Source organism: Nocardiopsis gilva YIM 90087 (assembly GCF_002263495.1).
GTDB lineage: Bacteria > Actinomycetota > Actinomycetes > Streptosporangiales > Streptosporangiaceae > Nocardiopsis_C > Nocardiopsis_C gilva.
On record NZ_CP022753.1, the window covers coordinates 393,706 to 411,468 of the forward strand.

Here is a 17,763-nt window from a genome sequence, read left to right on the forward strand (position 1 = left end):
CGAGCTGTTGAGGAGATTCCACCGTGGCCGAGCTCAAAGAGGTCACCGACGCCAGCTTCGAAGCCGACGTGCTGAAGAGCGACAAGCCGGTCCTCGTCGACTTCTGGGCCGAGTGGTGCGCGCCGTGCAAGCAGATCACCCCGATCCTGCAGGAGATCGCGGACGAGCACGGCGACAAGGTCACCATCGTCAAGCTCAACGTCGACCAGAACCCGAACGTGGCGCGCGACTACGGCATCATGCGCATCCCGACCATGAACGTCTTCCAGGGCGGCGAGGTCGTCAAGCAGATCATGGGCGCCAAGCCGAAGCGCAAGCTGGTCGAGGACCTGCAGGAGTTCATGTAACTCCACCGCCCCTGGGCGCCCGCCGCCCCGATGTTTCACGTGAAACGGCCCCCGATTCCTCGGGGGCCGTTGTCGTCTCCGGGACGTTGGGGAGACTTATGTCGACTTAGTGATCTGGCGAGATGCCGACTTAGTCCTCCCTCGCCTCCGGCGCCATGGCGCCGATGATGCGCTCCAGGTCCTCCATCGTCGCGAACTCCACGACGATCTTTCCCTTGTTGCGGCCCATGTTGACCTTCACCCGGGTGTCGAAGGCGTCGGACAGGCGGCGCGACCACTCCTCCATCTCCGGCTGCGGCTCCTTGCTGGCGGTGGACCGCTTCCGGGTCTGCGGCTCGTCATCCGTCTCGCCCAGGGTGATGAGCTCTTCCAGCGCGCGGACCGACAGCCCCTCCTCGACGATCCGTCGGGCCAGCCGGTCCTGCGTCTGCGACTCCTCCACCGAGAGCAGCGCCCGCGCGTGCCCGGCGCTGAGCACACCCGCGGCCACGCGGCGCTGGACCGAGGGGGACAGGTTGAGCAGGCGCAGCGTGTTGGTGATGTGCGGGCGGGACCGGCCGATGCGCTTGGCGAGTTCGTCGTGGGTGGCGCCGAAGTCGTCGAGGAGCTGCTGGTAGGCCGCGGCCTCCTCCAGCGGGTTCAGCTGCTGGCGGTGGAGGTTCTCCAGCAGCGCGTCGCGCAGCAGGTCGTCGTCGCCGGTCTCACGCACGATGGCGGGGATCCGGTTGAGCCCGGCCTCCTTGCTGGCCCGCCAGCGCCGCTCGCCCATGATGAGCTCGTAGCCGGCGCCCAGCTTGCGCACGACCACGGGCTGCAGCAGGCCGACCTCGGCGATGGACGCCCGCAGCTCCTCCAGGGCCTCCTCATCGAAGTGCTGCCGGGGCTGGCGCGGATTCGGCCGGATCGACGCGACGTCGATCTCCACCAGGTACGTCCCGCCGACCAGTTCCGGGGATCGCTCGGGCCCCTCACCATTGGGGCTGGGGGTGGAAACTGCGGGCCCCTGTGGGATCAGGGCACCCAGCCCCTTACCCAGACCGCGCCGCTGCTGGCTCACCGACGTCTCCCTTCACGTCCCATGGTCAGTTTCCGGCGCTTGCCCTCGCCTGGTAGGCGATCTCCTTGGCCGCCTCCATGTAGGCCACCGCGCCGGTGGAGCCCGGGTCGTAGGTCATCACGGACTGGCCGTAGCTCGGCGCTTCCGAGACCCGGACGCTCCGGGGCACCAACGTCTTGAGTACCAGATCTCCGAAGTGGCCGCGCACTTCATCCGCAACCTGTGACGCAAGGCGGGTCCGTCCGTCGTACATCGTGAGCACGAACGTGGAGATGTCCAGCCCCGGGTTGAGGTGGGACTTCACCAGTTCCACGTTGCGCAGCAGCTGGCCGAGCCCTTCGAGCGCGTAGTACTCGCACTGGATCGGGATCATCACCTCGTCGCAGGCCACCATCGCGTTGACGGTGAGCAGGCCGAGCGACGGCGGGCAGTCGATGAGGATGTAGTCGAGCTCGCCGGTGTCGTAGGCGGCGAACGCGCGCTTCAGCCGGGACTCTCGGGCCACCAGGGACACCAGCTCGATCTCCGCCCCGGCGAGATCGATCGTGGCCGGCACACACCAGAGGTTGTCGATGTTGGGAACCGGGCGGGCGAGGTTGCGCATCTCCTCGTCCTCCACCAGGCAGTGGTAGATGGAGCGGTCTTCCGCGCCTCTCTCCATCCCCAGGGCGGTGGACGCGTTCCCCTGCGGGTCAAGGTCGACAACGAGAACGCGATTCCCGTGCATCGCCAGCGAGGCGGCGATGTTGACGGTCGTCGTCGTCTTCCCGACGCCACCCTTCTGGTTGGCCACGCTCATGACGCGGCACCGCTCGGGGCGGGGCCACCCGTCGTCGCCGTGCCCGCGCACCGACATCGCGACGCGCGCCGCGCGCGCTATCGGCGTATCGAATTCCACCTCAACGGGCACCTGAGGCGCCATGAAGTCCACCTCGGTTTCACGTGAAACATCCACGGTCACGGATTGATGGTCAGCCCACTGCGGTGTTTCACGTGAAACATGGGGGCCGTCGGACTGGTTGTGGGGCACGAATGAGTTCACCTCTTCCGTCCGCGCTTTTTTCTGCCGCCCGGCGCACGGTGCTGCCTGGGCGGAGCGGTCTGGTCGCTCTTGGACGTGACAGTGACGCGAACGACCGTGGTAGCGGGATCGACTTTACCGCTCCCCACCCGAATCACATCGGCGACGCAGGGGCGTTGTTTCATCAAATCCGCGCGCGCCTCCTCCAGCTCGCTCGCGGCCTGCTCTCCCTTGAGCGCGAGGAGACTGCCTCCCTGTCGCAGCAGCGGCAGCGCCCACCCGCCCAGCCGCGTCAGAGGCGCCACCGCGCGGGCGGTGATGAAGTCGGCTTCCAGCTCTCCCTTGACATCTTCGGCCCGGCCGCGACGAACGGTGACGTTCTCCAGGCCCAACAGCTCCACACACTCGCGCAGGAACACCGTACGACGCAGGAGGGGTTCGAGCAGAACGATCCGCAGATCCGGGCGGAGGATCCCCAGTACGACGCCCGGCAGACCCGCACCGGAACCGATATCGATGACCTCCGCGTCCTGCGGAATCAGCTCCTCGACCACCGCGCAGTTCATCAAGTGCCGTTCCCAGAGCCGAGGCACCTCGCGCGGGCCGATCAGCCCGCGCTCCACCCCGGCGCTCGCGAGCAGTTCCGCGTAACGCGTGACCACAGGCAGGGCGCAACCGAACAGAGCACTCGCCTCCGCAGGCGGTGCAGTGTCAGCACCCGAGGTCATGAGTCACCACCTTGGTCTCTTCATCGATTGATCTCCAGGTCGAGATGTCGACCTGTCGCCGTGACGGCTGAATGCAGGGAATCGGGGGAGTGAGCAATGCAAAGCGCCCCCCACGATCCTACGCGTGAGGGGCGCTGAAGTTTCACGTGAAACCTCGGCATGGGACGCCGTCGGTGACTAATCCACGGGGTGGATGACGACGTACCGGTTGGGCTCCTCGCCCTCCGATTCGCTGTGCAGTCCCGCCGCCGCGACGGCGTCGTGCACCACCTTGCGCTCGAAGGGGCTCATCGGCGCCAGCGGCTTGATCTCACCGCTGCGCTTCACCTCGTCGACCGCCTCCTTGCCGATGCGGGTGAGCGCCTTGCGGCGGCCCTCGCGGTACCCGCCGATGTCCAGCATCAGCCGGCTGCGGTTGCCGGTGGTGCGGTGCACCGCCAGACGCGTCAGCTCCTGCATGGCCTCCAGGACCTCGCCCTTGTCGCCGATGAGTTCATCGAGCGTGGCTCCCACGACGGAGACCATCGCACGGTCGCCCTCGACGTCCATGTCGATGTCGCCATCGAAGTCGGCGATGTCGAGCAGGCCTTCGATGTAGTCCGCCGCGATATCACCTTCGCGCTCCAGCGCCTCGATATCGGTGGCGGGCTCCACCGTGTCGTCCCGGTCCTCCTGCTCAGGCGCGTCCGCCACCGCGACACTGCCGCGGGGCTCCTCCGCGTTGGCTGTGTTGCTATTGCTGTTGCTCACGAGCAAGCTGTCTCCTTCACATCCCGGTTGGCTGGGGACGCGCGTCGAGGGCCTGCTACGCCTGCGCGTCACCGATGCCGTCGATGACCCTATTTCCGCGGGTTCCCGCCACCGCGCTTCGCCCGCGACTTCTTCTTCGGCTGCTTACGCTCGATCTTAGGCTGTTCGACCGGCTGAGGCTCGGACTCAGTGCGCTTCCCGAACAGGCCTTTCGCGGAACTGTTCGCGCTGCCGTTGCTCGCGGCGGTCGCGGGCGCGCCGGCCGGGTGCTTCTTGTAGAGGAAGTGCTGCTGGCCCATGGTCCAGGAGTTCGACGTGACCCAGTAGATCAGGACACCGATCGGCATCGCGAGGCCGAAGAGGCCGAACGCCGGAGCCAGGTACATCATGATCTTCTGCGACTGCATCATCGGGTTGTCCGGCATCTGCGCCGTACTCCGCTTGATGCTCTGCCGCATGGTCAGGAAGGTCGTCGTCCCCATGACGACACAGGCGATCGCGATGACGACCTTCGCCATCACGGGGTTGACGGCGCCGTACTGGTTCAGCTCGGCGGTGGTGCTGGTGAACTGCGCGGCCAGCGGGGCGTGGAAGATCATCGCGCCCTGGGCGCTGTGCACGAGGTCCTCGGTGAACCCGTAGCGCGCGTTCCCCTCGGCGACGCTGCGCAACACGCTGAACAGGGAGAAGAAGACGGGCATCTGCAGCAGCAGCGGGAGGCAGCCCATGACGGGGTTGGTGCCGCTCTCCTGGTAGAGCTTCATCATCTCTTGCTGCTGGCGCTGCTTATCGTGCTTGTAGCGCTCCCGCACCTTCATCATCTGCGGCTGCATGTCCTGCATCTTCCGCTGCGTGTGCATCTGCTTCACGAACAGCGGAACCATGATCACGCGCATCAGGACGGTCAGCAGGACGATGGAGAGACCCCACGCCCAGCCGCTGTCCGGATTCAGCCCCACGAATGTCAGACCCGCGTGGATCTGGATCAGCACCCAGCCGACGATGTTGTAAAGCCAGTCCAGCACCGGCCAACTCCCTTTTCCTTCGGTTGCTACAGGCCCGTTGAGCCGGGTTCCACGTCACCGCCGGTCCCGCGGCCCGCGGCATCCTCGTTCACGTTCCGACCGCGCGCGCTCCGCCCCGGTGGAACGGGGTCGAGCCCGCCCGGGTGGAAGGGGTGGCAGCGGCCGATCCTCCGGACGGTCAGCCAGGTCCCACGCGCCGCTCCATGCTCTCGCAGCGCCTCCACCGCGTATGCGCTGCAGGACGGATAGAAACGGCAGGTCGGAGGGAACAACGGGCTGATGAACCGCTGATAGACCCGGATGGGCAGGATCAGCAGCCGCGCCGCGACATCTCCTCTACCGTCGGTCATGAACCCGCTTCTCCCGGGGACGCGTCACCGCGTTCAGTGCGCTGTCGAGCTGTGCGGCCAAGACGTCGTATCCAAGGGATGCGGCCATGGGTTTGGCCCGCACTACTAGCAGGCTACCCCCGGGCAGGTGACCGATCCGCTCCCGCATCAGGTGGCGCAGCCGCCGTTGTACGCGCTTGCGGACGACGGCTCCGCCGACCGCCTTGCTGACGACGAACCCGACCCTCGGCGGCTCCTCCCGGGCGGTGTCGTCGGGCGGTGGCGCGAGGTAGACGGCGCCGAGCGCCTGGCGCCCGGCCCGCCTGCCCTTGCGCATGACAAGACCGAACTCGGCGCTGTGCCGCATACGATTTCGGGGCGACAACATCGGTACGGTCCTTGAACACACGAAGAGGACCGGCTGCCGGACGGGCAGACCGGTCCTTTAAGGAGACGATCGACTCGTGGCGACTACTGGCTCACGGTCAGCCGGGCGCGCCCCTTGTTCCGGCGCGCAGCGATGATCGCGCGGCCGGCGCGAGTGCGCATGCGCAGGCGGAAACCATGGACCTTCGCGCGGCGCCGGTTGTTCGGCTGGAACGTACGCTTGCTCACTGCTGGACTCCAGGGGCGTCTTATGGAAGTACTACGGGCAGGCCCCACGCGAGCGGGACCCTGATGTCTGAGCTTGGTCGACGTCGCGGGGACGTTCGAGGCAGAGAACATCGCCCGCTCGCGCCGCCACGTCGCTGGATCCGAACGCTGCACCCGGGCAACGGCGGACCGCAGACGGATAGCGACTCAAGCATAAAGAAGATACGGGCTGTGCCCGCACCGGTCAAATCGACTCCTCGGGCGACCAGGGACGACGTGTCCCTCCCGTACCGGCTCCGACTCTACCCGCGGGCGTGGCCCCGGCCACCACTACGCAGCGCCACCAACGAGCACGGGAACCCAGTGCGCGCCGACTCTGTCCACAGAAATCCGGGTCTGTGGATAACGGGTTCTCCACAGACTGTGGGCTTCCCACATGCCACCCCGGTCTGTGGATAACGTGGGAGGCGGACAACCCGCCGTGCTCCATGCCCCGACCTGTGGATTCGCCCCCATTACCCCCAGCCCGACTCCGGGTTGAACTGCGGATTGTGGATAACTCACCCGCACCGTCGGACATCTGGGAGGCTGTGCATAACGGTGTGCACAACCTGTGGATCATCCGCTAAAGCTGTGGAACTCCCGCCGAGCAACCGAAAATCCTCGCCGCGAACGTGGCGTCGGCCGTACACAGCCAATCCACAGTTGGACCCCTGGTTACCCACAGGCCACCCTTGGTGACGGAGGATTCGCCCCCGTCCCGTGAGGGTCCGAGCAACGGGGACAATGGTGCGTCCGGGGCAGTCTCGCTCGGGTGTGTCAGGAGAAGTAGAAGACCAGGTGAAAAGGGGACGAACCATGGCAGGTCACCGTGTCTGAGGCACAGGTCAACCTCCCAATGGTGTGGTCGAGTGTGCTGGACAGCCTCGACAACAGCACGCTTCCCCCGCAGCAGCGGGCGTGGCTCCCGCAAACCCGGCCACTCGGGCTGATCGAGGACACCGCGCTGCTGGCCGCGCCGAACGAGTTCGCCAAGGAGGTCCTGGAGACCCGGCTGCGTCCGGCCATCAGCCAGGCCCTCTCCGCCGCGCTGGGGCGCGAGATCCGGGTGGCGGTCACCGTCGACCCGACCGCCGTGCAGCCCGCGCCGCCCACCACGCCGGCCGTCCCCCGGGACGTTCCGGCACCGCCCGCGACCCAGGAGCCGCTGCCCGGCGGTCCGTTCACCCGCCCGGCGGCACCGCAGCCCGCGCCCTTCAACGAGCCCGCGGCCCCCCAGTACGCGCCGCAGGCCGCGCAGGACCCCTCTGGTTATCCACAGCCCTATGGAGACCCCGGCGCCGCACCGTCCGACCAGGGCGAGGACCTGCTCGCGCCCAACCGCTGGGAGACCCCGGCCGCACCGCCCGCGCCCACCGACGTCCCGGCGGAGGACCAGCCGGCGGGAGGCGGCGGGATCGTCCCCACGGAGGCCCCCGGCGGCGCCGATGACACCGGCGGTACGGACGGGCAGGCGGCGTCGTCCGGGGAACCGGCGCGGCTCAACCCGAAGTACACGTTCGACACCTTCGTCATCGGTTCCAGCAACCGGTTCGCGCACGCGGCGGCGGTCGCCGTGGCCGAGGCCCCCGCCAAGGCCTACAACCCGCTGTTCATCTACGGCGGCTCGGGGCTGGGCAAGACCCACCTGCTGCACGCGATCGGCCACTACACCCAGCGCCTCTACGACGGGGCGCGGGTGCGCTACGTGAGCTCGGAGGAGTTCACCAACGAGTTCATCAACTCCATCCGCGACGGCAAGGCCGACGGCTTCCGCCGCCGCTACCGCGACATCGACGTCCTCCTGGTCGACGACATCCAGTTCCTGGAGAACAAGGAGCAGACCCAGGAGGAGTTCTTCCACACCTTCAACACCCTGCACAATTCCGACAAGCAGATCGTCATCTCCAGCGACCGGCCGCCCAAGCAGCTGGTCACACTGGAGGACCGGCTGCGCAACCGGTTCGAGTGGGGACTGATCACCGACGTCCAGCCGCCGGAGCTGGAGACGCGGATCGCCATCCTGCGCAAGAAGGCGGCCCAGGAGCGCCTGGCGGCGCCGCCGGAGGTGCTGGAGTTCATCGCCAGCAAGATCTCCACCAACATCCGCGAGCTGGAGGGCGCGCTCATCCGGGTGACCGCCTTCGCCAGCCTCAACCGGCAGTCGGTCGACCTGCACCTGACCGGCATCGTCCTCAAGGACCTCATCCCCAACGACGAGGGGCCGGAGATCACGGCCGCGGCCATCAAGGCCGAGATCGCCGACTACTTCGGCACCAGTGTCGACGACCTGTGCGGAACCTCGCGCTCCCGGGTGCTGGTCACCGCCCGGCAGATCGCGATGTACCTGTGCCGGGAGCTCACCGATCTGTCCCTGCCCAAGATCGGGCAGCAGTTCGGCGGCCGCGACCACACCACGGTCATGCACGCCGACCGCAAGATCCGGTCCCTTATGGCGGAACGCCGCTCGATCTACAACCAGGTCACGGAACTCACCAACCGGATCAAACAGCAGTCGCGGAATATCTGACCCCGAAATTCCCGGCGCTGCCGCCGAGTTATCCCCAGAGGATGGCCATTTTCTGTGGATAACCGGTGGATAACCCTGGGGACGAGAGCGCCGATCCTGTGGGCAAGCTGTGGGCGGCTTGTGGGCAACGTGACCGACCATGGGATGACCTATCCCCGGGCGTTGTGGGTAGCCGGTGGATAACCGGTGGATAAGCAGTGGACAACCCGTGGACAACGTGTGGAACACCGATCCCCGTCCACAGAGCGACGAGTTATCCCCAGCCGCCGTCCCCAAGCGCGGTGGATAAAAAATCGCCGTTCACCTGCGTCGACAGTGCTTATCCACAGTATCCACAGCCCCTATTACTACGACGCCTACCTATAGACCCCACGTGGCTTCTCAATCAGGTTTCCCCCAGATCTGTGGACAAGCTCCGGACGGCTCGATGGCCCCCGCCCGGCATCGAGGCGAGTCCGATCCGATGAGGTGTTGCGGGCACCGAGGACGGTCGAGTACGGGTACCGTGTGAAGCCGTCCCCTCTGGCGTGCTTCTCCACAGGGGGTCCCCTAGGTTTCGAGGAAAGCGAGTCGGATAGTGAAGTTCCGGGTCGAACGCGACGTACTGGCCGACGCAGTCGCCTGGACCGCCCGTAGCCTGCCGGTCCGGCCGTCGGTCCCCGTCCTGGCGGGGATGCTGCTGGACGCGAGCGAGGGCGAGCGCGGACAGCGGCTGAAGCTGTCCTCCTTCGACTACGAGGTCTCGGCCCAGGTCTCCGTGGAGATCGACATCGAGGAACCGGGGACCGTCCTGGTCTCCGGCCGCCTCCTCGCCGAGATCACCCGCAACCTTCCTCCACAGACGGTGGAGATCAGTACCGACGGCGCCAAGGTCGTCGTGGCCTGCGGCAGCGCCAAGTTCACCCTCCTCACCCTGCCGGTGGAGGACTACCCGACCCTGCCGGAGATGCCGGGGCTCACCGGCTCCATCGGCAGCGACGCGTTCGCCGCCGCGGTCAGCCAGGTGGCTGTCGCCGCGGGGCGCGACGACACCCTGCCGATGCTCACCGGCGTCCGGGTGGAGATCGAGGGCGATACCGTCACGCTGGCGTCCACCGACCGCTACCGCCTCGCCGTCCGCGAGCTCACCTGGAAGCCGGAGAACCCGGAGCTCTCCGCCGTCGCGCTCGTGCCCGCCAAGACCCTGCACGACACCGCCAAATCGCTGACGAGCGGCGCCGAGGTGTCCATCGCGCTGTCCGGCGCCGACAGCGGCGAGGGCATGATCGGTTTCGAGGGCGGCGGCCGCCGCACCACCACCCGGCTGCTCGACGGTGAGTTCCCCAAGTACCGCGCGCTCCTCCCGGACTCCTTCGACACCGTCGCCGAGGTGCAGAAGTCGGAGTTCCTGGAGGCCGTCAAGCGCGTTTCGCTGGTCGCCGAGCGCAACACCCCCCTGCGCCTCGACTTCAGCGAGGGCCGGCTGGTCCTGGAGGCCGGTACCGGCGACGAGGCCCAGGCCGTCGAGGCCCTCGACGCCGTTCTGGAGGGCGAGGACATCCAGATCGCGTTCAACTCGGCGTTCCTGATCGACGGCCTCAACGCCATCGACTCCGACGTCGCCCGGCTGCAGTTCACGACGTCGACCAAGCCCGCGATCATCACCGGCAAGCCGGCCGACGACGCGCCCGCCTCCGACTACCGGTACCTGATCATGCCGGTCCGTCTCTCCAGCTGACCTCCAGCTCAAGGCGTCGGCAGTAGCGACATATCCACAGGTGGTTCAGGGGGATCACGAATGCAACTTGGTATGGTCGGCCTCGGCAAGATGGGCGGCAACATGGCCGCCCGGCTCCGCGACAAGGGCCACGACGTCGTCGGCTTCGACTTCAACCCCGAGCTGCGCGACGCCGCCAGCCTGGAGGCGCTGGTCGAGCGCCTGGACGCGCCGCGCGTCATCTGGCTGATGGTGCCGGCGGGCGAGGCGACCGCCACCGCCATCGAGAAGCTCTCCGACCTGCTGGACGCCGGTGACCTCATCATCGAGGGCGGCAACTCCCACTATGTGGACGACCGCAAGCGCGCCGACATCCTGAAGCAGTCGGGCGTCTCCTACGTCGACGCCGGCGTGAGCGGCGGCGTGTGGGGCCGCGAGAACGGCTACGGCATCATGGTCGGCGGCGCCGCCGAGGACGTGGACCGCGCCCGGCCGATCTTCGACGCGCTCACCCCCGACGCCGGCGGCGGCTTCGTGCACGCGGGCGGTGTGGGCGCCGGGCACTTCGTCAAGATGGTGCACAATGGCATCGAGTACGGCATGATGCAGGCCTTCGCCGAGGGCTACGAGCTCATGGCCGCCTCCGATATCGTGGACGACGTCCCGGGCACCTTCGATAGCTGGCGCGAGGGCACCGTCGTCCGGTCCTGGCTGCTGGACCTGCTGGTCCGGGCGCTGGACGAGGACCCCGAGCTCGACGAACTGCGCGGCTACGCGCAGGACTCCGGCGAGGGCCGGTGGACCGTCCAGGCCGCCGTCGACCACGCCGTCCCGGCTCCCGTGATCAGCTCGGCGCTGTTCGCCCGGTTCGCCTCCCGTCAGGAGGACAGCCCGGCGATGAAGGTCATCGCGGCACTGCGCAACCAGTTCGGTGGCCACGCCGTGGCCAAGACCACCGACGACCCCGCACGGACCCCCCGCTCCTAGCCGACCGACGCCGACGACCCGGTCCTGGCTGCGCGCGGGTGCTTCCCGGGGCCGGTCGGCACCCCCGGCGGGCCGTGTTTCCCGCCGCGGTCGCCCTCATGTTTCACGTGAAACTCGAGGGTATGGGGCGATTGGAACGGACGAGGAGAAAGAGGCCAGATGTACGTTTCGCACCTGCAACTGGCCGACTACCGGTCCTACGAAACCGCGCACCTGGAGCTCGGCCCGGGCGTCACGACGTTCGTCGGCCCCAACGGCCAGGGCAAGACCAACCTCGTCGAGGCGATCGGCTACGTCGCCAGCCTCGGCAGCCACCGCGTAGCCACCGACGCCCCGCTGGTCCGGAAGGGCGCTGACCGCGCCATCGTGCGCGCGGCCGTGGTGAAGGACGACCGCCAGGCCGTCATCGAGCTGGAGATCAACCCCGGCAAGGCCAACCGCGCCCGGCTCAACCGCTCCCCCGCCACCCGGCCCCGCGACGTCCTCGGCGTGCTGCGCACCGTCCTGTTCGCCCCCGAGGACCTCGCCCTCGTCAAGGGCGACCCCGGCGAGCGCCGCCGCTACCTCGACGACCTCCTCGTCGCCCGCGCCCCCCGCCTGGCCGGGGTGCGGTCCGACTACGACCGCGTCCTCAAGCAGCGCAACGCCCTGCTCAAGTCGGCCTCGGCCCAGTTCTTCAAGCAGCGCTCCGAGCCGGACCTGTCCACCCTCGACGTGTGGAACGAGCACCTGGCCGAGGCCGGTGCCGAACTGCTCGCCGCCCGGCTGGCCCTGGTCGCTGAGCTCCAGCCGCTGGTCGCCAAGGCCTACAGCGAGCTCACCACGTCGGGCGGTCCGCCGGTGCTGCACTATCGGTGCTCCGCGGCGCCCGATGATCCGCACCCGCCCGCCGACCGCGACCGCCTGGCCGACCTGATGCGGTCGGCGCTGGCCGAGGCGCGGACCGCCGAGCTCCAGCGCGGCGTCAGCCTGGTCGGCCCGCACCGCGACGACCTGCTGCTCAACCTCGACGACCTGCCCGCCAAGGGGTACGCGAGCCAGGGGGAGGCGTGGTCGTACGCGCTCGCGCTGCGACTGTCGGCCTTCGAGCTGCTGCGCGCCGACGGCGACGACCCCGTGCTCATCCTCGACGACGTCTTCGCCGAGCTCGACACCGAGCGCCGGCGCCGGCTGGCCGAGCACGTCCGCCACGCCGAACAGGTCCTCGTCAGCGCGGCGGTTCCGGAGGACATCCCGGCCGAGCTCCAGGGCGCCCGATTCCGCGTCCGGGACGGGGCGGTGGAACGTGAGTGACGGTGTCGGCCGAGAGGATGTCCGTCCACAGTCTGTGGATGGGGATCCCGCGCCGAGCGGGGCCGACCTGGCCCGGCAGGCGCTCGCCCAGGCGAAGGCCGCGGCCAAGGAGCGGGGCGCCGCTCCCACCGGGCGCACCCGCCGGACGCGGCGCGGCCGGGTCCGTTCGCGCAACGAGCCGCAGCCCTTCGGCGAGGCCGTGCGCGCGTGGCTGGTCGAGCACGGCTGGCAGGAGCAGGTGGCGATCGGCGGGGTGTTCGGCCGCTGGACGGAGATCGTCGGCGAGTTCAACGCCCAGCACCTGCGCCCGGTGTCCTACGAGGACGGCGAGCTGGTGATCGCGGCGGACTCGCCGACGATGGCCGCGCACGCCCGCGCCATGGTCCGCGACCTCCTGCGCCGCCTGAACGAGGAGCTCGGCGACGGAACCGTGCACACCATCAAGGTGCAAGGACCCGGTCGAGGACGGGGTCGTTCCCGCAACGGGCACTGAACGCCTCGCGGAACTGATCACGAGGGCTCCCATGTGTGGGGACTCGGGTCCCTTCCCGTTCGTGCGTTCTGAGGCGGCACAGCGCCGCGGATGCCACTTTACGGTCGCACGCGAGGTATCATGGGGGGAGTTCTTCGGACGCTTCCGCCGGTAAAGCTCGCCCCAAGAGTGGGTGGCCGGAATTGGGGCTTGTGAGCGGTGTCCGGCGTGAGGTCCTGCCTGTCGGCGCGCCTCTCCCCGGGGTCACCGTGTCCTCGTCCCGACCGTCCTCATCGCGTCCCTAGCAGGAGGGTGTTTCCACTTGGCCTACGACGCTTCAGCGATCACAGTTCTTGAAGGGCTCGAGGCGGTACGTAAACGCCCCGGCATGTACATCGGTTCCACCGGTGAGCGGGGTCTGCACCACTTGGTCTACGAAGTGGTCGACAACTCTGTGGACGAGGCCCTCGCCGGCCACGCCAACGCGATCGAGGTCATACTCATGGCCGACGGCGGCGTGCGCGTCGCCGACAACGGCCGCGGCATCCCGGTGGGAATGCACGCGGTGGAGAAGCGGCCAGCCCTCGAGGTGGTGCTGACCGTGCTGCACGCGGGCGGGAAGTTCGGGGGCGGCGGGTACGCAGTCTCCGGCGGTCTGCACGGTGTGGGCCTGTCGGTTGTCAACGCCCTGTCGACCCGGCTGTCGGCGGAGATCTGGACCGAAGGTCACCGGTGGACGCAGGACTACAGGGACGGCGCTCCCACCGCCGACCTCTCCAAGGACGAGCCGACCGAGGAGACTGGGACCCAGATCACCTTCTGGGCCGACGGCTCGATCTTCGAGACGACCACCTACAACTTCGAGACGCTCGCGCGCCGGATGCAGGAGACGGCCTTCCTCAACAAAGGGCTGTCCATCACCATCCGCGACGAGCGCCCGGAGTTCACCGGCGACGCCCCGGTCGTCCACACGTATCACTACGAGAACGGCCTGGCCGACTTCGTGCGGCACATCAACGCCGCAAAGGACCCCGCGCACGCCTCGATCATCTCCTTCGAGGAGGAGGGCGACGGCATCTCGGTCGAGATCGCCATGCAGTGGAACCAGTCCTACACCTCCTCGGTGCACACCTTCGCCAACACCATCAACACGGCCGAGGGCGGCACCCATGAGGAGGGCTTCCGCACGGCGCTCACCTCGATCGTCAACCGCTACGCCCGCGACCAGCGGCTGGTGCGCGAGAAGGAGGACAACCTCACCGGCGACGACATCCGCGAGGGCCTCACGGCGATCATCTCGGTGAAGCTGGCCGACCCGCAGTTCGAGGGCCAGACCAAGACCAAGCTGGGCAACACCGAGGCCAAGTCGTTCGTCCAGCGCGTGACCAACGAGCACCTGCGCGACTGGTTCGAGCGCAACCCCGGCGAGGCCAAGGATGTCGTCACCAAGGCGACCCAGGCCGCGCGCGCCCGGGTCGCCGCCCGCCAGGCCCGCGACCTGACGCGGCGCAAGACGCTGCTGGAGTCGACCTCGCTGCCCGGCAAGCTGTCGGACTGCCAGTCCACCGAGCCAGAGAAGTCCGAGGTCTACATCGTCGAGGGCGACTCCGCCGGCGGCTCGGCCAAGGGTGGCCGTGACCCGCACTACCAGGCGATCCTGCCAATCCGCGGCAAGATCCTCAACGTCGAGAAGTCGCGCATCGACCGGATCCTGAAGAACAACGAGGTCCAGGCGATCATCACCGCCATGGGCACCGGGGTCCACGAGGAGTTCGACATCGAGAAGCTGCGGTACCACAAGATCATCCTGATGGCCGACGCCGACGTCGACGGCCAGCACATCCGTACCCTGCTGCTCACCCTCCTGTTCCGGTTCATGAAGCCGCTCATCGAGGCCGGCTACGTGTACCTGGCCCAGCCCCCGCTGTACAAGATCAAGTGGGACCAGCGCGGGTCCGACGCCGACTACGCCTACACCGACCGCGAGCGCGACGAGCTCATCGCCGCGGGGCTGGCGGCCGGGAAGCGGGACCCGCGCCCGCGCGACCTCGTGCAGCGTTTCAAGGGCCTGGGCGAGATGAACGCCAACGAGCTGTGGGACACCACCATGGACCCGGCAGGGCGCGTGCTGCTCCAGGTCACACTCGACGACGCGGCGCAGGCCGACGAGATGTTCAGCGTGCTCATGGGTGAGGACGTCGAGTCCCGGCGCTCCTTCATTCAGCGCAACGCCCGCGACGTCCGCTTCCTCGACATCTGACCGCGCGTTCGTTTTCTCTCGGTAGCGAACGACTCACCAGCAAAGGAACATTTGAGCCAGTGGCGGATGCGAACACTCCCGAAGCCCCGGAGGACGCCGGAGCGGTGGCCCACCGGGTAGAGCCCGTCGACATCCAGGTCGAGATGCAGCGGAGCTACCTCGACTACGCGATGTCGGTCATCGTCGGCCGTGCCCTGCCCGACGTGCGCGACGGCCTCAAGCCGGTGCACCAGCGCGTGCTCTACGCCATGTACGACGGCGGTTACCGGCCGGACCGCGGCTACTTCAAGTGCGCCCGCGTCGTCGGCGACGTGATGGGTAACTACCACCCGCACGGCGACAGCGCGATCTACGACACCCTGGTGCGGCTCGCCCAGCGGTGGTCCATGCGGATGCCGCTGGTCGACGGCAACGGCAACTTCGGCTCGCCGGGCAACGACCCCGCGGCGGCCATGCGGTACACCGAATGCAAGCTCGCGCCGCTGGCCATGGAGATGCTGCGGGATATCGACAAAGAGACCGTCGATTTCCGGCCCAACTACGACGGCCGCTCCAGCGAGCCGGTGGTGCTCCCGGCGCGCTTCCCCAACCTGCTGGTCAACGGCTCGGCGGGGATCGCGGTCGGCATGGCGACCAACATCCCGCCGCACAACCTGCGCGAGGTCGCCGACGGCGTCGACTGGTTCCTGCGGAACCCCGACGCCTCCGACGAGGAGCTGCTCGAAGCGCTGATCGAGCGCGTCAAGGGCCCCGACTTCCCCACAAGCGGGCTGATCGTGGGCCGCCGGGGCATCGAGGAGGCCTACCGCACCGGGCGCGGCTCCATCACGATGCGCGCCGTGGTCGAGGTCGAGGAGGACGCCCGCGGGCGCCAGACCCTCGTCGTCACCGAGCTGCCCTACCAGGTCAACCCGGACAACCTCGCGCTGAAGATCGCCGAGCTGGTCAAGGACGGCAAGGTCACCGGCATCGCCGACGTGAAGGACGAGAGCAGCGGGCGCACCGGCCAGCGGCTCGTCATCGTCCTCAAGCGCGACGCCGTCGCCAAGGTCGTGCTGAACAACCTGTACAAGCACACGCAGCTGCAGGAGACGTTCGGCGCCAACATGCTCGCCCTGGTCGACGGGGTGCCCCGGACACTCCGGCTCGACCAGCTCATCCGCCTGTGGGTCGAGCACCAGATCGAGGTCATCGTCCGGCGCACGCGCTACCTGCTGCGCAAGGCCGAGGAGCGGGCGCACATCCTGCGCGCGCTGCTCAAGGCCATCGAGCGCATCGACGAGGTCATCGCGCTGATCCGGGCCAGTGCCTCGGCCGACGAGGCCAAGGCCGGCCTCATCGAGCTGCTGGACATCGACGACGTCCAGGCGCGGGCGATCCTCGACATGCAGCTGCGCAAGCTCGCGGCCCTGGAGGCCCAGGCGCTCACCGACGAGTACAACGAGCTGATGGCGCAGATCGAGGACTACAACGACATCCTGCGGTCGCCGGAGCGGCAGCGGAGCATCGTCGGCGCCGAGCTGCGCGAGATCGTCGAGAAGTACGGCAACGAGCGCCGTACGCACATCATCCCGTTCGAGGGTGACATGCGTATGGAGGACTTCATCGCCGAAGAGGACGTCGTCGTCACCATCTCCCGCGGCGGCTACGCCAAGCGGACCCGGATGGACAACTACCGGGCGCAGAAGCGCGGCGGCAAGGGTATCCGCGGCGCCCAGCTCAAGCAGGACGACATCGTCCAGCACTTCTTCGTGACGACCACGCACAACTGGATCCTGTTCTTCACGAACAAGGGCCGGGTGTACCGGGCGAAGGCCTACGAGCTGCCGGAGGCGGCCCGCGACGCGCGCGGCCAGCACGTCGCCAACCTCATGGAGTTCCAGCCCGACGAGGAAATCGCGCAGGTCATGGCGCTGCGCGACTACGAGGCCGCGCCCTACCTGGTGCTGGCCACCCGCGAGGGACTGGTGAAGAAGTCCCGGCTCGGGGACTTCGACTCCTCGCGGTCGGCCGGCATCATCGCGATCAACCTGCGCGAGGGCGACGAGCTGATCGCCGCCCGGCTGGTCTTCCCGACCGACGACCTGCTGCTGATCAGCAGCGACGCCCAGGCCATCCGGTTCTCCGCCGCCGACGAGTCGCTGCGCCCGATGGGGCGTGCCACCAGCGGCGTCATCGGGATGCGCTTCCTGGAGGGCGACTACCTGCTGAGCATGGACGTCATCCGCGAGAGCGACGGCCCCGCCGACGTCCTTGTCGCCACGGAGGGCGGCTACGCCAAGCGGACGCCGTCCGACCAGTACCCGACCCAGAACCGCGGCGGCAAGGGCGTGCTGACGGCCAAGGTCGTCGAGGCGCGCGGCAAGCTCGTCGGTGCGCTGATGGTGTCGCCGGAGGAGGACGAGGTCTTCGCGATCACCTCCAACGGCGGTGTCATCCGCACCCGGAGCTCGGAGATCAAGCAGTCCGGCCGCGCCACCATGGGCGTCCGCCTGATGAACCTCGACAAGGGGAACCACATCGTGGCGCTCGCCCGCAACGCCGAGGCGGACGATGAGCCGGAGCCCGAGGCGGAAGCGGCCGAGACCGCGAGTGTCGAGGACGCCGCCGAGAACCCCGACGCCTAGCGTCGGCG

General features: G+C 68.3%; 16 protein-coding genes. 8 read left to right on the plus strand and 8 right to left on the minus strand.

Translation table 11 applies throughout. The annotated features are described in order from the left end of the window. Positions 1-23 precede the first annotated feature (23 nt). Complete coding sequence (gene trxA / locus CDO52_RS02050) at positions 24-347, plus strand: thioredoxin (protein WP_017620593.1); 324 nt, start codon at positions 24-26, stop codon at positions 345-347. 130 nt (positions 348-477) lie between these two features. Here the strand turns inward: trxA and CDO52_RS02055 are convergent, their stop codons facing one another. The 8 genes from CDO52_RS02055 to rpmH all read right to left on the minus strand — a co-directional run bounded on the left by CDO52_RS02055 (position 478) and on the right by rpmH (position 5,872). Further along, entirely contained in the window at positions 478-1,404 is a 927-nt protein-coding gene (locus CDO52_RS02055; RefSeq protein WP_017620594.1) for a ParB/RepB/Spo0J family partition protein, read from the minus strand. A 25-nt stretch (positions 1,405-1,429) separates the two neighbouring features. Beyond that, on the minus strand, positions 1,430-2,434 hold the full coding sequence (locus tag CDO52_RS02060) for a ParA family protein (RefSeq protein ID WP_026126149.1): 1,005 nt from the start codon (positions 2,432-2,434) through the stop codon (positions 1,430-1,432). 8 nt (positions 2,435-2,442) lie between these two features. Further along, positions 2,443-3,153, minus strand: coding sequence for a 16S rRNA (guanine(527)-N(7))-methyltransferase RsmG (gene rsmG, locus CDO52_RS02065; RefSeq protein WP_026126150.1), 711 nt, complete (start codon positions 3,151-3,153; stop codon positions 2,443-2,445). A 177-nt stretch (positions 3,154-3,330) separates the two neighbouring features. Further along, positions 3,331-3,846 (minus strand): Jag family protein, encoded by a 516-nt coding sequence (locus CDO52_RS02070; protein WP_094932787.1) that lies wholly within the window; start codon positions 3,844-3,846, stop codon positions 3,331-3,333. A 146-nt stretch (positions 3,847-3,992) separates the two neighbouring features. Next, a complete protein-coding gene (gene yidC, locus CDO52_RS02075) occupies positions 3,993-4,928 on the minus strand; it encodes a membrane protein insertase YidC (protein ID WP_017620597.1) in 936 nt (311 codons plus the stop codon). A gap of 26 nt (positions 4,929-4,954) precedes the next feature. After that, positions 4,955-5,278 carry a membrane protein insertion efficiency factor YidD gene (gene yidD / locus CDO52_RS02080; RefSeq protein ID WP_017620598.1) on the minus strand — a complete coding sequence of 108 codons (324 nt, stop codon included), beginning with the start codon at positions 5,276-5,278 and terminating at the stop codon, positions 4,955-4,957. Further along, a complete protein-coding gene (gene rnpA / locus CDO52_RS02085; RefSeq protein WP_051060876.1) occupies positions 5,265-5,645 on the minus strand; it encodes a ribonuclease P protein component in 381 nt (126 codons plus the stop codon). The genes yidD and rnpA overlap by 14 nt, the downstream gene beginning before the upstream one ends. Before the next feature lie 83 nt (positions 5,646-5,728). Beyond that, positions 5,729-5,872 (minus strand): 50S ribosomal protein L34, encoded by a 144-nt coding sequence (rpmH, locus tag CDO52_RS02090; RefSeq protein WP_017620600.1) that lies wholly within the window; start codon positions 5,870-5,872, stop codon positions 5,729-5,731. Between the two features lie 850 nt (positions 5,873-6,722). Here rpmH and dnaA point away from each other — a divergent pair. From dnaA to gyrA, 7 genes are all read left to right on the plus strand, one after another. Continuing rightward, positions 6,723-8,420: a chromosomal replication initiator protein DnaA gene (dnaA, locus tag CDO52_RS02095; protein WP_094932180.1), complete on the plus strand. Its 1,698-nt coding sequence runs from the start codon at positions 6,723-6,725 to the stop codon at positions 8,418-8,420. Between the two features lie 577 nt (positions 8,421-8,997). Then, positions 8,998-10,137, plus strand: coding sequence for a DNA polymerase III subunit beta (gene dnaN, locus CDO52_RS02100; RefSeq protein WP_017620602.1), 1,140 nt, complete (start codon positions 8,998-9,000; stop codon positions 10,135-10,137). Between the two features lie 60 nt (positions 10,138-10,197). Continuing rightward, positions 10,198-11,103, plus strand: a complete 906-nt coding sequence (gene gnd, locus CDO52_RS02105) for a phosphogluconate dehydrogenase (NAD(+)-dependent, decarboxylating) (RefSeq protein ID WP_017620603.1) — start codon at positions 10,198-10,200, stop codon at positions 11,101-11,103. Positions 11,104-11,262: 159 nt separating this feature from the next. Then, a complete protein-coding gene (recF, locus tag CDO52_RS02110; RefSeq protein ID WP_017620604.1) occupies positions 11,263-12,396 on the plus strand; it encodes a DNA replication/repair protein RecF in 1,134 nt (377 codons plus the stop codon). A gap of 34 nt (positions 12,397-12,430) precedes the next feature. Then, positions 12,431-12,889, plus strand: a complete 459-nt coding sequence (locus CDO52_RS02115) for a DUF721 domain-containing protein (protein ID WP_017620605.1) — start codon at positions 12,431-12,433, stop codon at positions 12,887-12,889. A gap of 322 nt (positions 12,890-13,211) precedes the next feature. Continuing rightward, on the plus strand, positions 13,212-15,128 hold the full coding sequence (gyrB, locus tag CDO52_RS02120; protein ID WP_232524460.1) for a DNA topoisomerase (ATP-hydrolyzing) subunit B: 1,917 nt from the start codon (positions 13,212-13,214) through the stop codon (positions 15,126-15,128). A gap of 59 nt (positions 15,129-15,187) precedes the next feature. Then, positions 15,188-17,755 carry a DNA gyrase subunit A gene (gyrA, locus tag CDO52_RS02125; RefSeq protein WP_017620607.1) on the plus strand — a complete coding sequence of 856 codons (2,568 nt, stop codon included), beginning with the start codon at positions 15,188-15,190 and terminating at the stop codon, positions 17,753-17,755. The last annotated feature ends 8 nt before the right edge of the window (positions 17,756-17,763 follow it).

What these genes read in the sequence shown, in the direction of transcription:
- rsmG (WP_026126150.1), bottom strand. Translation starts at nt 3,153, where the DNA reads ATGACCTCGGGTGCTGACACTGCACCGCCTGCGGAGGCGAGTGCTCTG.
- yidD (WP_017620598.1), bottom strand. Translation starts at nt 5,278, where the DNA reads ATGACCGACGGTAGAGGAGATGTCGCGGCGCGGCTGCTGATCCTGCCC.
- rnpA (WP_051060876.1), bottom strand. Translation starts at nt 5,645, where the DNA reads ATGTTGTCGCCCCGAAATCGTATGCGGCACAGCGCCGAGTTCGGTCTT.
- gnd (WP_017620603.1), top strand. Translation starts at nt 10,198, where the DNA reads ATGCAACTTGGTATGGTCGGCCTCGGCAAGATGGGCGGCAACATGGCC.
- recF (WP_017620604.1), top strand. Translation starts at nt 11,263, where the DNA reads ATGTACGTTTCGCACCTGCAACTGGCCGACTACCGGTCCTACGAAACC.